The sequence below is a fragment of the Paracoccus sp. TOH genome (assembly GCF_030388245.1).
GTDB lineage: Bacteria > Pseudomonadota > Alphaproteobacteria > Rhodobacterales > Rhodobacteraceae > Paracoccus > Paracoccus simplex.
The window spans coordinates 20,489-35,228 of sequence record NZ_CP098363.1; the positions used below are offsets into that span (position 1 = coordinate 20,489).

The 14,740-nt window shown below is 61.2% G+C and carries 11 protein-coding genes; all 11 read right to left on the minus strand.

What is annotated here, in order from left to right; all coding sequences use genetic code 11:
* Window positions 1-6: 6 nt before the first annotated feature.
* The 11 genes from NBE95_RS20350 to NBE95_RS20400 all read right to left on the minus strand — a co-directional run bounded on the left by NBE95_RS20350 (window position 7) and on the right by NBE95_RS20400 (window position 14,698).
* Complete coding sequence (locus tag NBE95_RS20350) at window positions 7-1,584, minus strand: hypothetical protein (RefSeq protein ID WP_289896677.1); 1,578 nt, start codon at window positions 1,582-1,584, stop codon at window positions 7-9.
* Window positions 1,581-2,099: a hypothetical protein gene (locus NBE95_RS20355; RefSeq protein WP_289896678.1), complete on the minus strand. Its 519-nt coding sequence runs from the start codon at window positions 2,097-2,099 to the stop codon at window positions 1,581-1,583. Before NBE95_RS20355 ends, NBE95_RS20350 begins: the two co-directional genes overlap by 4 nt.
* Entirely contained in the window at window positions 2,089-2,421 is a 333-nt protein-coding gene (locus NBE95_RS20360) for a hypothetical protein (protein WP_289896679.1), read from the minus strand. The genes NBE95_RS20355 and NBE95_RS20360 overlap by 11 nt, the downstream gene beginning before the upstream one ends.
* Complete coding sequence (locus NBE95_RS20365) at window positions 2,418-3,446, minus strand: hypothetical protein (RefSeq protein ID WP_289896680.1); 1,029 nt, start codon at window positions 3,444-3,446, stop codon at window positions 2,418-2,420. Before NBE95_RS20365 ends, NBE95_RS20360 begins: the two co-directional genes overlap by 4 nt.
* Window positions 3,446-4,429 carry a hypothetical protein gene (locus tag NBE95_RS20370; RefSeq protein WP_289896681.1) on the minus strand — a complete coding sequence of 328 codons (984 nt, stop codon included), beginning with the start codon at window positions 4,427-4,429 and terminating at the stop codon, window positions 3,446-3,448. Before NBE95_RS20370 ends, NBE95_RS20365 begins: the two co-directional genes overlap by 1 nt.
* Complete coding sequence (locus NBE95_RS20375) at window positions 4,426-5,184, minus strand: hypothetical protein (protein ID WP_289896682.1); 759 nt, start codon at window positions 5,182-5,184, stop codon at window positions 4,426-4,428. The genes NBE95_RS20370 and NBE95_RS20375 overlap by 4 nt, the downstream gene beginning before the upstream one ends.
* Window positions 5,162-5,611 carry a hypothetical protein gene (locus tag NBE95_RS20380; protein ID WP_289896683.1) on the minus strand — a complete coding sequence of 150 codons (450 nt, stop codon included), beginning with the start codon at window positions 5,609-5,611 and terminating at the stop codon, window positions 5,162-5,164. Before NBE95_RS20380 ends, NBE95_RS20375 begins: the two co-directional genes overlap by 23 nt.
* A gap of 12 nt (window positions 5,612-5,623) precedes the next feature.
* Window positions 5,624-5,794 (minus strand): hypothetical protein, encoded by a 171-nt coding sequence (locus tag NBE95_RS20385; protein WP_289896684.1) that lies wholly within the window; start codon window positions 5,792-5,794, stop codon window positions 5,624-5,626.
* 60 nt (window positions 5,795-5,854) lie between these two features.
* Window positions 5,855-6,808 carry a DnaA N-terminal domain-containing protein gene (locus tag NBE95_RS20390; protein ID WP_289896685.1) on the minus strand — a complete coding sequence of 318 codons (954 nt, stop codon included), beginning with the start codon at window positions 6,806-6,808 and terminating at the stop codon, window positions 5,855-5,857.
* 354 nt (window positions 6,809-7,162) lie between these two features.
* On the minus strand, window positions 7,163-13,405 hold the full coding sequence (locus tag NBE95_RS20395; RefSeq protein ID WP_289896686.1) for a strawberry notch C-terminal domain-containing protein: 6,243 nt from the start codon (window positions 13,403-13,405) through the stop codon (window positions 7,163-7,165).
* Between the two features lie 15 nt (window positions 13,406-13,420).
* Window positions 13,421-14,698 (minus strand): hypothetical protein, encoded by a 1,278-nt coding sequence (locus NBE95_RS20400; protein WP_289896687.1) that lies wholly within the window; start codon window positions 14,696-14,698, stop codon window positions 13,421-13,423.
* Window positions 14,699-14,740 lie beyond the last annotated feature (42 nt).

Consider the following 14,740-nt stretch of genomic DNA (forward strand, 5'->3'; position numbering starts at 1 on the left):
CGACCGTTATCGCCCTCGCATGGTGGTGTTGCGGCTCGCAGCTTGGCGCTGCACGGGTGCTTCCTCGGGGTTCTCCAGGCCGAGTTCGGTCATCACCCCGCGTGATGCGCCATAATTACGAACAACCTGGATCGTCCGCTCCATGATCTGCGGATCGAGCGGAGCATAGTTCTCGTGGTGGCCAGAAATGGCATGGCCCCCGAGAGGCGCAAGCGTCCCGTGCTGCTCGATGCACCGGGTCCGCAATGCGTTCTCAAGCACCCGCGCGAACACTTCCTCGGGGTCGCGCAGATACTCGATGTAATCCGGCTGCTCGGCAAAATAGCTGACGTTCATCCGGGCTTCCGCCAGCATCCCGTCAAAAGCCTCCATCAGACCGGAACCATGGATGATCTCGTCATATTTCGCTGGATCATCGCCCAGGCGACGGGAAAGCCCGTGGCACATCTCATGCAGGGCCGTGCCCAGGGTGGACTGCGAGAACACAATGGCTCCCGACGCATCCACAAAATCCTCGCCCTCGAAATCCTTGCCGCTTCGGGTCGTCTGGATCTGATGCCCGCGCTTGTGCCGGTCAACCAGGCCCTGCACCACTCGAATCCGCGTGTTCTGCTCGAACACCTCGGAAGGTTCCATGCCGAAGGTGTCGGCAATGAACTCGACGGCATTGGTCAACCGGGCCTGGTATTCCCGCGCCGCCAGTGTCGTGGTGTCGGCCGAGACCTCGAACTTGAAACCATGGACATCGCGCCGGAACCCTTCCGACAGCGGCGCAGCCGCCGCCTGCGCCGGATCGAGGTCCAGCACGAGATCCCGCGCGTCGGGTTGGGCCATCACATATTCCGCCGCTGCACTCGCCTCGACCTGATCCCGGTCACGGCCGAGCGCGATGGCCTCCTTGCGAACTTCGCGCAAAAGGTGCTCTTCGACATCGATCCGGCGCAGTATATCGTCCAGCTGGTTCCGGGCCGCATCGGTCGGGATCGAGGCCAGTTTCTCGATCTGCTCGAAGGTTTCGTCGTCGTAGCGAGCCGAGGCCAGCTTCGCGATGCTGGTGGACAGCCCAACGGACGTGCGTTCGCTCACACGCCCGGCCAGCTCCCAGAGCTTCCCCCCGGTTGCGCCCAGGCTTGCACCGCGGAATGTCAGCTGCCGCTCTCTTGCCTTCTCGATCATCTCGATGGCGCGAGACCGGATCGTGTCCGGCAGGAATTTCAACGACTGGTCGATGTGCTCTTTGCCAACATAGATCGGCCGGTCCACGCCTTCGAGCACTTCGCCCTGGCGCAGGGCTTCGCGCGACGCGATGGCGCGATCCACCGTCTCATCATCGAAAACGACCGACAGCGCCCGCGCGATCTCCGTAAAATCTCGGAAGTCGCCATAATTTCGGATAGCTGGACCATCTTCTGGCTTCACCCATCCGGCCTGCGCGACCGCCGCAACCCGCTCTCCCGTAAGGCGCTCATCCATCGCCGCTTCATCACGGAACGAAAGCTCAAGATAGCCGGAGCCATTGGCCCCGACCCTACGGTCGAGCTTTGCGCCCTGGTCCTGCAAGTCAAACCATCGCTTGATGCTCATGCCGCTGCCTCCTTTTCATAGGGTTTGCGCGATTTCCGATAGATCACGGGGTTGCCGATCTGGCTTCGGGCATGGCGCAGCTTCGACGTGAACTCGAAATTCTCCATCATGGCCGGAGCCTGGACATTGCCGTCCAGGAAGCGCACGGCCTTCACCAGTTCGACGCTGCCGCCTTCCAGCGCGGCACAGCCATCGATGCGGGGTTCCACGCGATGGTCCTTGAGCGCACGATATGAGCCGAAGGCGACTAGGATCAGTTCTTGCGGCTCCGCACCCGCAACGCTGCCCACCAGCCGCTCCGCATAGATCCACCGTGCGCCATCATCGATCCGGTCCTGACCTTTCTCCGTCACGAGGTTCAACACCAGGTGCCGCCAGCCGAGTGCAGGCAGCAGATCGAGTTCGCGCAGCACGTTGGAGAAGGTGATCTCCGACAAGATGGCCTGTGCGCCTTTCGCGACAACGCCACTTGTTTCCTCGCCAACGGCCTCAAGTGTGGACAGATCACTGGCCATCCGCTGCCTCATCACCGATTGACGCATCATGCAGGATCGCGGCAGGCATGATGCAGACCTCCGATGTGTCCACGCCCTGCGCCTTCAAGCGTTCGAGGAACACGTCTCCGGCGATCTTCGGCGTCTCATCAGCCAGCGGTTTCATAGCCCGAACGAAGGCAAGGAGACCGGCTCCCAGCTCGCTCGGGTTCTGCTTCCAGCCAGGCACACCGCTGTCGTATATTTCATCGGGCTGTCCCAGCATGGAGGCGGGCGACAGAACCGAACCAAGATCTTCCTCATCCGGGTCGAATGGCGCGAGGGCGGGTAGCTCGATCATCATTGAGTGCTCTCCCCGGCGACCATCGTGCCAACGATCACCGTCATGCGTTCGGTCGATTCCTCGCGCATCTGCCGGACGCTCATGGAGAGCGACCGGATGCGCGCGATCTCCTTCAAGATGCCCGGCTCCGATTTCGTGACCATCGCTGCCGCCCAGCGCTCATATTCCGCGCCGCCGCCATATCGGGCGACGATCCAGTCGAGGTGTTCCTTGACCCCTTGCGCTGCTGATGTGTGGGACGACGCCCCGTTGGTCCGGGCGCTGCGAATGTAGCCGAGCGAGTAGAGCGCCGGAGAACGATATGCTTCCAGCCGAGCGGCCATCAGGTTTTGCTGCGCCTGTGCGGCGGTGCCCGCCTGGCCCGAAACACCGCCCTCCCCCAGAGAGAATTTCTGGAGAGGCAGGCCGGTCAAGTTATTGATGAAGGCTTGCACGGTCTCTTCGCTGGCATTCGGGTCCAGCAGGGACTTGCGCACGTTAAGCGTCTCGGCGCTCGCCGCAGCGATCCGCCGCCTGATGCTCTCGTCCACGTCTGGCGTCCCGCCCGGCCTGGCGTCGATCCCCTCGGCCGTTGCGAAGGCGCGCGCTGACGCATCCGTTGTCGCAATAGCCTGCGAAAAATCCGCCAGTTTCTCGACTACCGCGCAGCTATCGGGCGGCTGGCCCGCATCGCCATAGGTCTCATAGGCCCTGGCAACCGCGAGCCTCGCCATGTTGGCCGACACAGCCGAGGCATTCGCCTCATTAGCCTTTAGGTCGGTCGTGGCGATCTGGTTATCGACCGTCGCCCTTTGAGCAGTGAGCGCGCGCAGCGCCGACAGGATTTGGTTCGCTGTCGTCTGGTTTTGCGTGGCCACCTCGGCCGAATAGTCGTCAATCGCATTACGAATTGCCGACTGCGTGGACGAATGCTGGTTGCGCCAGGTCGGATCGAAAACCGAGCAGGCGCTTCCGCCCGCAAAGGCCGGAACCGCCAAGGCGGTAAAGCCAGTTGTCACGATGGCCGTCATAAAGCTCCGTTTCATCAGCGCCGCCCCCCGTCTGTCGCCATTGCCTCGACCATCTTGGTTGTCCGGGCGAGCGAGAACGAGGCCAGCCCCAGCTCAAGATCAAGCTGATGCTCTAGCGCGCGGACCTCGGCTACGAGGTTCGCCGCTTCCGCACGGCTCATATCAAGCAGCACGGCGCGAAGCGGCGAGGTCGCCAGCTTCGCGGCCCAATCCGCCCCGCCGTCTGTCCCGGTCCACGTCCCGGACAACTCCGAGATCGCATGATCCACGCTGCCTTCTTCGCGGCTCACAGCTGCCTTCATCAGCAAATACTGCGAAACCGACCTCTGGGCGTCTCGCTGGAAGCGATCCACGTTGCCGACCGCGCCCCCGGCCCCGCCCTGACTGCTTTGGGGAGGCCCCATCAGCCAGTCGATGTATTTGGCGACCTCGGCATCCGTCGAGCTATCGGAGAAGATGGTCGAGGCCGAGGTGCCACGACCATCGCCCACCAGCTCGAACCAATCTGTCGTGGCCCGTCCGTCCTGCTCGACATAGGGCCGGTTCACGATCCGGTCCGCGATTGCGTCCATCCGGCTTTCTTCGCTGGCAAAGGCCGTCGCGACCGCTTGGCTTTTCGCAACGATGGCGCAAGCATTGAATCCGGCATCGCCATATCGTTCCTGCGCGTCCAGCACGGCCTGTCGGTTCTGCGCGGCGACCAGCGCTTGCGCATGGGCCTCTTCTGCCTTCAACCGCACCGCCGCGTCCTGATTACCGCTTGTCGCCGCCTGCTTGGTTGCAACGGCCAACGCCGACATGATTTCGGCGCGGTGCCGAGCCTCGGTCGTTTCCATCGTCGTCTTGTGCTGCTGGACCAGCCTGAGAATGTCGCTCTCAAGCTCGCTCGTCCGCGAGTTCACCCGCATTTCGACGCCCGCACAGGAAGCGGCATAGGAAGCCACCGTCCCGAGCAGCAATGCGACCGCTGATGCGGCCAAAACCTTCTTGCCCATCATTCCAGGCCCTCCATTACCGATCCGCCGATGATCTCGCGCGCCATGCTTCGCTCCGCGCTCTGCTTGAGAGCAATGATGCGGGAAATGGCGCTCTCGGCCCCCGTCTTGCGCACCACTGTCGGCAGCGGTGCCACGCGGTCGATGTAGTCGAGGCTTGTGGCGACCTCTTCCGCGCCTGATGCACCCCCGTTCATGAAGATACTGGCGTTGGTATCACCCGCCTTCGGCCCCGTGTTGTAGCCAACCCCGGCCAGCGCCGAGCACAGCCCCGCGTCGAACTCTTCCTGCGAGCAATAGAACTCGGCGCGGCGGCGGTTCAGCGTGGACTGGACTGAAGCTGCATCCCCGCTGTTCTCCAGGAACTCCTGATCCGCCGCCGCAACAACCGACCCAAGCTGCCTGTTTCGTTCGGAAGCTACGTTGGCCATACGACGCAGCTCGACAGGCGCACAAGCGGCGCTCGTCTGATCGCGGCCGACGACATACTTGTTCGCCGCCTCGCCTACACCATAGCGCCCATCGAACTGCGCGACAGCGGAAGCGTTCGCCTCGGCTGCTTTGAGCGCTGTGCTGGCGACCTGGTTGCCGGAGGCCGCAGTCTGCGAAGTCTTCACCGCGACCCCGCTGATGACCTGTCGCCACACGGCTTCAAGCTTTCCGAGCGCAGACTGAAATCGATCCTGCGCCGCTACTGGCGAGGCCATCAACACGAGGCCAAGCGCCAGCACAGCCCTATTGCAGACGAACTTGCCCATCGGAAATGATGTTCCTGATCTGATCGTCCAGCCCTGAATCCCAGGACGCGAGCGATGTGTTGAGATTGCCGGTCACGTCCTGGATCTGCTCGTTGGCGATGTCGCAGGCTTTCTGGACGGCCTGGTTGAGCAGTTGATTCACCTGGTCCTGTCCAAGGGACGCGATAAGCCCGGTCGGGTCTTGCATGAACCGGCTGAAGTCGATCATGTTCAGCAGGTTGCCGTTGATGCACGAGTTCTGGCCCTGGAAAAACGATGACACATCGGTCTGGGCAGCTTCGATGCTCCTGATTTGCCGATCCAGCGCGGCCTGCGCCGCCTGTTCGACAACACAACCGCCACTACTCTGGGCTGCGGCGGGAACGGCTAAGCTCGCGCTGACAAGCATCGAGCAGGCAGAAAGCGCAATAGCGCGTGGCAACTTCACGGCTCATCTCCTTCAGTTTTGGTCCAGGACGGCTTCGACTGTCGAGGCGCTCGCGATCAGCTGGTGAAGCACCCATGCACGGATCAGGGGAGCGTCATCGACCGTCTCAGCGTCCGGTTCGTCACCGGCCAGGGTCAAAACCGCGCCACCTATTCTCGCTTGGTCATGTTCCAGATCAGCCATATCCGGCACCTCCTATCCAAAAACAATATGTTTTTAGATAGAAATGGTCAATCTGGAACTCTAGGCGAAAACCACCTGTGCTCCTGGCCCCGCTGCCTCACGGATCAGCGGCTCGTAATGGCTGCTGATGTAGGACCGGATGAATGTCGTCGGCGCTTTGACACGCAATCTGTCGCCTTCTCGGCTGAATGACAGATTGGCGAACCAAGCATCGAACAGCTCCGGTTGCAGCGCCTTCAGTTCGCTCTTCATCTGGGCATCGACCGGCGATGAAGGTTCCGCCCGGCTCACATCCCAGCTTGGTGGCGCTGTCAGCTGACGTGCCGGTCGTGGCTCAGGTGCCTTGGGTCGGAACTCGGTGAAACTCTTCGCAAATCCACGGAGCGCGGCTAGGCTGATCCGGGACGTTCCCTTTCGAAGGTTGAAGGAACGGAAGCGCTCGAAGACCATCTGGCTGTCTGCGCGCTGCCCGTTTGCCAGCTTCGGCCCGGCTTCACGGATGACGGCTTCGAGAGAGCTGAACCAAACAGATTTCACCTGTTCAAGATCAATAATTTTTTGATTTCTTATATTATGATTTGGGTCCGGTTTTTCGGACCCCCCCCCTACCGACTGCCCGGATGGGGGAGCGTCTCCCTCATCAGTCCCGGTTCCGGCAGGTCTCTGTTCTCGCCCTTGCAGCCACGACACAAAGCCCGCGAACCACAAGCGGCAGTAACGGATCGCGCCATTGCGATCTGTTACCGGCTCGCTCTCGATGATCCCGGCCGCGCGCAGGATTGCCAGATGCTCCTGAACAGTGCTCTGTGAGCAGCCAAGCGCCTCGGCCATCTTCCTCACGGTCAGATGGTTGACGGTGCCTCGCGGCCCGAAATCATCCGCATCTGCCTTCCAGTTGACGCGGGAAATCAGCAGCAGGACCAGACCGGAAGCCTTCCCGATCTGCGCAAGCTGGGTTGTCAGGTAATGCGCCAGCATCCCTGAATTAAATTGTGGACTTTCATAGGCATACATCGACTGCTCTCCTGATATGTCAGGCGAGGTCGCACGACCATCAGGCAATACGAATCTGTTCGCTCAAGAGCGCTTTTCGCTTGCAAATGTCCGGGAAAATCCATAGGGTCCGAAGGTGAACAACGTCTGGACCGTGACCAGTTAGCAGCTGGCTGGGTTCTCTGGATTTCCCCGCGATGGCCCCGCGCCTCGCGGGTTTTCCTTTTCTAGACTAGGCTTTCTCTCTCGCTCGCGTTACCATCCTCAGTAGCCGAAGACATGGAATCAGCCAGATATAGCATGATTCCCCCACAGCTCCCCCAAATCTATACGCATTATTTTTTTCCGGGGTCAATCTAAATTCGTCCGGTATATTCATGCGTTAGGGCCAAAGGCTCGACGCGATTTGTGCGTAACCTCCTGATTTTTCAGCTCTACGTTCGCGTCCTGATTGCGTTCGGCTTCGCGTTGAAGCTCAAACGATGCCGCATCCAGGCGCTCGACCATCATGCGCATAGCGCCCGTAAACAGCACTGGCTGTTCGGCCGTCTCCCCAAGGCGTAACAGCGCCTCCGAGATTCGCGCATGAAGCTGTCTGGCCTCTCCTTCCAGCTCGCCCTCGTGGTCATACGACCAGGGAACAGAGATCCCCACCATGCCGGTTGGCGCGGTGTAGAGCTTGCCGTCGAGCTGGATCACCTGCTTGTTCGACGCGCGGTCAACGAGATCCGCGAACTCGGCTTGCAAGGTCTCGTTCTTCGGGTTGAAGATGACTGAGGCCGTTCCTCGAAGCGGGAAGTAATACATCTCCCCCCGCTTCAAATCCTTGTAACTGCTGCTGATAGCGTTTTTGACCTGATCTGCCTGGGCCGCATAACCCCCGACCAGCGCCCTGTCGTGATCGTCGAACGCATGGGGCCGCAGCATCACGCCAGCAGTTCGGTTGAGACCACGATAGAGGCCATTGCGGTTCTCCAGCAGCTTTTCCGAGAACACATCCGGGCCGACGAATGCGCAGGCCGGGGCCTGCAAACCTTCCATGATCGGCGGCAACCCATCCACGCGAATCTTGTCTTCGATCAAAACTCCCCCGACCACGCCGTAAATCTCATTCGCCCGCGAGATCGGGCTGGGCGGTTTGTTGAGGTAGCGATGCGCTTGATGGAACGGCTGCGAACCGTCCTGATCCATGACCAGGCGGAACAGCCGATCCATCTGCATCGGCGTGGTGATCGATGCCGAACTGCTGGCTGTGACCTGTGCCTTGTCCCGGATGCGGCGCAGCTTCTCGTTCTTCGGCCCGCCCCCTACCTCGATCCCGTGATGCCAGACGCCCTTCGAGTCCGAGAAAAGGATTTTGGTGCCCGCGCTCTGCTTGTTCTTCTGCCGCGTGAGGATCAGAGACCGGAACATATTGCCCGTGAGCACCGTCTTCTGCTCCATGACCTCTCCGGCAACGGTTCGATCAAAGAGGCCCCGGAACAGTTCGTCTTGCTCCGGCCGTCTGGTGACAACCTGGGGCAAGGACTTATCGACGGCGTAGCCCTGCGGCGCGGCCCGCTTGAACATCCCGGCATTGTCGGGATGCGGCACAAGCCAGTCCTGGATCGCGTCGAGGCCCTGCTGATTGCCGTATTGGAAGCGCAGCAGGAAATCGTCGCAGGGAATGGCGAGCTTGGCCGAGGGCCAGGAGTCGTCATACCCCCCCATCGACTGGATATGTCTGGCGACGTTCCCGACCTTCACTCGCACCGACTCAGCTTCGCCGGGTATAGCGACCTCGAAGGAATGATAGTCCGGGTTCAGGGGATAAGCCCCGGACGCAGTGTAGGACGTGACGACAGCAGGTATCCAGGTCTCCGCGTCGTTGTCCGGCGACCTGGCGACTGAAGCAAGCCGCGTTTCAGCCACATCAGGGACGAGTTCTGCGTTCAGGAAGATCGCCCGGCCGACTGAAACCGCCTCTGACATGTTACGCAGGAACTGCGCGCTCCGCAGAACCTCCAATTTCGCCTTGTCGGCATCGGATTTCAACTTACCCGCCAGCACATTGCTATGCCCGTAGATGCCGTGGAACCGTTGCAATTCCTCGGCCATCTTGTTCACGTCGCGCGAATCGCCACAGTCGAAGAAGGAACGATCCATAAGCCCTACGGCCTTCAACCACGGGCGGCTCTGGAACTTTGGCTTGCCATATTCATCGAACGCCTTCCCCATCAGCTCCGGCAAATCGCCCTGCAACTGCGCGCTCGACAGGCCCCGCTTCACCTTTTTTACCACCTGTTCATAGGAGATCGGAGCCACTGTGGTCGGGGCGTCGATGGTGGTCAAATACACTGGCTGCGCGGCAAGGCCGGTGGCGCGGTTCTCGGTAAGCAGAACCTCTTGGTCAACCACCCTGCCCCGCCAGTCGCGGCGGTTGTTCTTGTTCGGATTGAGACCGCGCCGGTCCAGGAACTCCGACTTCATCCGATACTGCACATCGATCTCGCCCAGAATCCGGGTCTGCTCATCGAGCGGCCGCACGATCAACCGGCCGAGCAGTTTCCGCGTCAGGCTGTCGTCAGGCGTGATCTCATCGCCCACGTTGATGTCCAGGTCCGCTGCCAGCTGCGGATTGCGCAGCAGGTATTCATAGACGACTTCCCGGCCGACCGGGTTCAACAGGTCCACGACTTCATCGATATTCGTGCTGTTCTCGCGTGTAGCGTTGGTCGAGGCCGACAAGGAGCGATTCTTGCGGTTGAACAGCGAGGCCAGCCGGTCATCCGAGGCGAAGCCCGTCAGAGGCGCGACATAGCGCGGCCCCTCTTCCTGGCCCTTGCGGTTCACTCGGCCCTCGATCTGGCGCTCGTCCACGATGTCGGCTTGCAGCTCCATCTTGAACATGCAGCGCCGACGAAGATCTTCACCCACCGACCTTGCGGCCTGGATCGAGATCCCGGCCGATGACGACTTGTTCAGCACCAGCGCATCGAGTTCGCCGTTGTTGAACTGGTTTGCGATCTGATGGGCGGCTTCCGGCCCCCCCTTTTCCAGCTCATAGAGGTAGAACCGGCCGTCCATGTCCCCGGTGACGCCAAAGCCGCCGCCCGTGGTGCGGCCCGTCAATTCACCGCAACGCAGCCCCATCTTGTCGAGAGCGGCCTTAATCATGTCGGCGCCATCGACCCGCATATCTCCGAGATCGGCTTCATCGATCTGGGCATTCATGCCAGCGACCCATCCGCTTAGTTCGTCCGACAGGTCGATCTCGATGGTGTTGCCGATCGCATCCGTGGCCTTGATCTTCACGGCCTTCTCGACATAGCGCTTGAGCGCATCCCCGAGGTTCGGCGGTGTCAGGAAGTATTGTCCCCCGTTGCCATCATCGAGAAGTTCGCCCGGCTGGGCCTTCTTCCAGTCCAGCAGCGTCTTGCCCAGGTGCTCAATGGTGAAGACCTGCTTTTCGCCCCGCGCCAGGCTGTCCGTCACCAGCTCTTCCAGAAACTGCCCCTTCGTCGCCAGGGTCAGGTAGCCCGAAAAGTGATGCAGGTTCGTGACCGGAGAGTTAGTGTCGAGCTTCAGCTTATCGACGCCATTGCGCATGACGGAGCCGCCGAACTCATCCTTCGCCATCGCTTTCGCCAGGGCGGTGATTTGTGGCATGAACTCGATCACATCCCGAAGCACTTCGGTTGCGCCGTCCACCTTCCCGCGAACTCGCATGATCTTGTCCGGGTCGTAATCGACCAGGCGCGGCAAGTCGCGCTCGATACCCTGGTCGGCCAGCTGCCGGACGAAGAGCGAACCGCTCGCGGCCATCTCATGTGACAGTGCTTCCTGGAGCGAAAGGGCATCGGCCCCGGACATGATGTCCAGCAGTTCCTGCTTGCCAAGGCCGGTATCCGGCAGGGCGCTGTAGTAGAGATTGATATGCTGCCCGGTCTTGATGCCCGTGGCAGAGGACCAGATCACTGACCCGCCATGATCTTCCACGAAGCGGCACAGCTGCGAGAAATACTCTCCGGTGTTGGAATCGGGCGATGCCGCCTTATGGGCCTCGTCCAGCAGCAGACGGGGCTTCCGCCCCTGGCTGATATGATGCGACATCCACGCCTTCACGGCTTCCAGGCGCAGCATCCCGGTATCCGCCTTCTGGAACTGCGAATAGGTGCTGGCCACCACATTCGCGTCGGGCGGAATGTCGTAACCCTTCCCGCCCCTCTGCCGGTAGATCACGCGCTCGGCACGGTCCATCAGCAGGCCGGTCGAGTTGACCAGGTGGACGTTGATTTCCCCGCTCTCGATGCGATCCTGCGTTTGCCGCAGGCTCACATCGGACAGGTCGCGCACCAGAAAATCCGAGAAAAGCGACGGCTTCACCGTCACGAACATGACCGGATCGCCGTCTGCCAGGGCGCTTTCTAGGATCGCCCCCTGCTCACGCCCCTTTCCCAGGCCCATCAGGTCGCCAATCAAAACGCCCCTGCCCTCGCTCATGCCAGACAGGCTCAACGCCACACCGTCGATCTGCTCGGGCGACAGCCGCGCGCCTTTCAGCAGCTCGTCTTTCGGGATGCGAAGGGCATCAGCGACATAGGAGTCAATGTCGTAGTCCCGGCCATTCTCGCGCTTGAGCTTGGCGTCCAACGCCTCCAGCGCGCCATAGATAGCGCCCGACAACGACCGCGGAATCACCGAGGTTGCGGCCCCGGCGCGCGAGAACGGCCTATAGGGCTGGCTTTCTTCGCTCGACAGGCTGTCCGTCAACCAGCGCGGCAGCGGATCATCCTTCAAGACTGGCTCCGAGGGAGCCGTTCTGCGCTGCGGTGGAACCGGCGCGGCGTCAACCGGCGCTGGCTCGGGAGGCGCAACTGTCGCCGGTCCTGACGGCGCTGGTTGACCTGTGCCTCCGTTCCCAGCCCGTGAACCGCCGGGACGCCCGCCAGCTGCGGCCCTCGTCCGGCGCGGGCGACCGCCCTGCCCTGGCTCCGGCTTGCCCTGCGGTTCCGAGGCTTCGGGAACCGGCGCGGGCGTCGGAACCGCCCAGGGATCGGGCTGCTCGGCTGGCTCGGGCTGAATCGCCTCTTCCTCTGGTGTCGGTGCTTCGCCCGTCCGAGACCATTCCGCATCAAGCGGCGGATAACCGAAACGGGCGCGGCACTCATCCGCCCATTCGTAGAGGTCCGCGAAAGTTTTCAGCGTCCTCGACGTGCCCATGAACTCTGGGTCTTTGAGCACATGGAACGGGTGCAGTTCTTCACGGAACCCATGGGCAGCGTAGAGCTGAACCGGCACGTTCGTCCCCATGCCCTGATACAGCCTGCCATCGGCCACGGCTTCCTCAACCCGGTCGAAGGCGAGCTTCAGCAGGTTATGGAAGCGCTTGGCCGTCGATCCCTTCTCATCCGGGTTGAAGACGTTCGCGGGCAAGACGAAAAAGGCGCTGCCGCCTACCTTGAGGCGCTGCATCGACTCGACCGCAATCGCATAATGTAGCCGGTCTGTCGTGAAGGTGCTCGATGAAACCGGAATGTCCATCATGGCGGGCATTCCGTCGAACGGCGGGTTTGCAACAACAAAATCAAAGGACTGCGGTGTGATCCACTGCGCTGCCGAAATGAAATCAGCCTGCTCGATGCTAGCCGAGAGATCACCAAGCGCGCGCGTTGCCCGCATGAAGCGCCCATGGTCGATCTCGTAACCAGTCACCTCCGCGCCCCTAGCCGCAAAGGAAGCAACAAGCGCCCCGTTCCCTATGGTCGGCTCAAGAACCGACTTGCCTTCCACGTCCCCGAATATCTGCGATGCAGCGAGGCCGAACGGGTATGGCGTGGAATACTGCTGATTGATGATGGTTGCGGCCGTTCTCTCGCGCTGGCCGGGAAATGTGGACATGAGCGCGTCCAGGCCGTCGCGGCCCTCGATCTCTCCTGTGGCAACACACCGGCTGATCTCGGCTTCGACATGCTCCATCAGTTCGCGTGGGCGAACCGCGTATTCTGGGGTGGAAAGTGCCGCTGAAAGCCGGTCGATCTCGGCCTCGCTCAATGCCTCGCCGTTGGCCATCTGGATGAAGACCGATCTCGCGTTCTCGGCCAGGTCGAAATCGTTGCGCGCCCGAAAGAACATCTCCGGGTGCTTCTGACCGTAAACTTGACCGTCCTTGCGGTTCCACTCGGGCACAATGTCGCGGTGATCCCCGATCTTGTGTGCCGTTCGACCGAAGGCCCGATCATAGACCGTGTAGCCATAGCGGTTCCGGCCGACGATCTCTGGTTCCTTTACCGCGAAGCCCGAGACCGTTTCGAGCTTCTTGACAGCCCGATCCAGCTTCTCGGTCTCGTAAAGGTCTGCGGTTACGCCGTTCCGCACCGGGTTGTCGATGAAATCCCGCCAGAAGGTCGCGTTCGCATAGCGCAACGGCATGACAAAAACTGTGCCGCCGTTAGGCGCGTCGATCTCGGCCAGGTTCACACGCTCACGCATCAGGATCGAGCGAATGCGCGTCCGCGCCCTGCCCTCCCCAGGTCCGCTCCAGACGGCTAGTGCCTTGCCCTGCGATCCGTCCACATGCCGATTGTCAACGATGGCAGCCGCGAAGCGGCCATCGTGTTCAGGAATGAAATACGCCATGGACCGTTCTCGATATTACCGGCCGGGAGCCGAGTCGAACGCCTTCTTGCGCCCTTTGCTCTGTTCCTGATCGACTTCCGCCTGTGCCTGCGGGCCGTTAGCCCCGTAGGTTTCGCCGTGGACGCGGACCATCGACTCTTCCCCAAGATCCTTGATCCTCCGGGGAGACTCGATTTCCGCGAAACTGAACTTGTTTTGCGGAGAAACGAGCCGTGCAGACGCCGGGGTGTTTTCCGGGTCTGTGTTGTGCCTGGACATGGCGATCTGCGACGGGACAAAGCCTTTGCCCTGATAGCTGACGGCAGCATCCGGCGAGACGGACTCGCTCGGCTTCCCGTTCTTGGTCCCGTGGTAGTCCTTCAGGAAATTGGTCAGGGCCTTCGCCGGGATGAACTGCGTCTTCGCCATCGGCATCACAGTGACTTCGAGCGCGTTGCTGTCAGGGTTTGCAACGAGGTGATCGTAGATCTTTCGCGCGTTTTCCACCTTCCTCGGGCTGACCTGCTCGTTGATCTTGAGGTCGTCAAAGGTTCGCGCGCCGGTCGCAGCCGCCACCACAGCCGCCGCATAAATCTGATAGCTGCCCTGCGGAGCATCCAGCGCCGATTCCACGGACGGTTCACCGTGCTTGCGATACGGCGTCATCAGGCTGGCGACTGTGGTTTCCCCCTTCGGGTTGCGCATGGAGATGACCACGCCCGTTTGAGTGAGCGGCAAGTCGTTCCATTCGCCGGAGAATGCGTCTTCCAGGTCGAAGCCCTTGAGCGGAGCGGCGTCATCCTCGCGCACTACGGTCAGGTCCATGCGGGAATTGACAACCTCGCGGCCGTCATCCAGCTGTTTCTTGGTCTCGAAATACGTCGCCTGGACCGAACCGACGATCAGTGCCTCTTTCAACGGGTCGCGGACCAGCGAGTGAGCCCAGGTCGATGCCGTCTTTTCCTCTCCATCCGGTGTTGAAAAGGTTCGCACGTTCTCGAACTTCACCACCGATCCGACTTCGACATGCAACGTGGTGTCATCGTCCGGGTCGTGTATGATCGAATGGCGTTGCTCCACGCGCTTCTGCTCTTTTTTGAGTCGTTCCTCGAACGGACGGTTCGCGTCACGCGGTGAAACGAAGTGTTTCGCCAGTTCGTCGGCCGTGGCCAGGTGGACCTTAAAGGTTTCGCCGCTGCGAACATCGAATCCGACCACCGCGCCCTCTTCTTCGAGGATTTCCTCGACCTGCAACAGCACATCGCCGTGGGTCTTCCGCTTCGGGCGGTCGTCGTCAAAGCTAAGATCGATCATTCCGTTCTCTCCGTTAGCTAGGAGTTTTCACACATACGGGAC

What these genes read in the sequence shown, in the direction of transcription:
- NBE95_RS20350 (WP_289896677.1), bottom strand. Translation starts at nt 1,584, where the DNA reads ATGAGCATCAAGCGATGGTTTGACTTGCAGGACCAGGGCGCAAAGCTC.
- NBE95_RS20355 (WP_289896678.1), bottom strand. Translation starts at nt 2,099, where the DNA reads ATGGCCAGTGATCTGTCCACACTTGAGGCCGTTGGCGAGGAAACAAGT.
- NBE95_RS20360 (WP_289896679.1), bottom strand. Translation starts at nt 2,421, where the DNA reads ATGATGATCGAGCTACCCGCCCTCGCGCCATTCGACCCGGATGAGGAA.
- NBE95_RS20365 (WP_289896680.1), bottom strand. Translation starts at nt 3,446, where the DNA reads ATGAAACGGAGCTTTATGACGGCCATCGTGACAACTGGCTTTACCGCC.
- NBE95_RS20370 (WP_289896681.1), bottom strand. Translation starts at nt 4,429, where the DNA reads ATGATGGGCAAGAAGGTTTTGGCCGCATCAGCGGTCGCATTGCTGCTC.
- NBE95_RS20375 (WP_289896682.1), bottom strand. Translation starts at nt 5,184, where the DNA reads ATGGGCAAGTTCGTCTGCAATAGGGCTGTGCTGGCGCTTGGCCTCGTG.
- NBE95_RS20385 (WP_289896684.1), bottom strand. Translation starts at nt 5,794, where the DNA reads ATGGCTGATCTGGAACATGACCAAGCGAGAATAGGTGGCGCGGTTTTG.
- NBE95_RS20390 (WP_289896685.1), bottom strand. Translation starts at nt 6,808, where the DNA reads ATGTATGCCTATGAAAGTCCACAATTTAATTCAGGGATGCTGGCGCAT.
- NBE95_RS20395 (WP_289896686.1), bottom strand. Translation starts at nt 13,405, where the DNA reads ATGGCGTATTTCATTCCTGAACACGATGGCCGCTTCGCGGCTGCCATC.
- NBE95_RS20400 (WP_289896687.1), bottom strand. Translation starts at nt 14,698, where the DNA reads ATGATCGATCTTAGCTTTGACGACGACCGCCCGAAGCGGAAGACCCAC.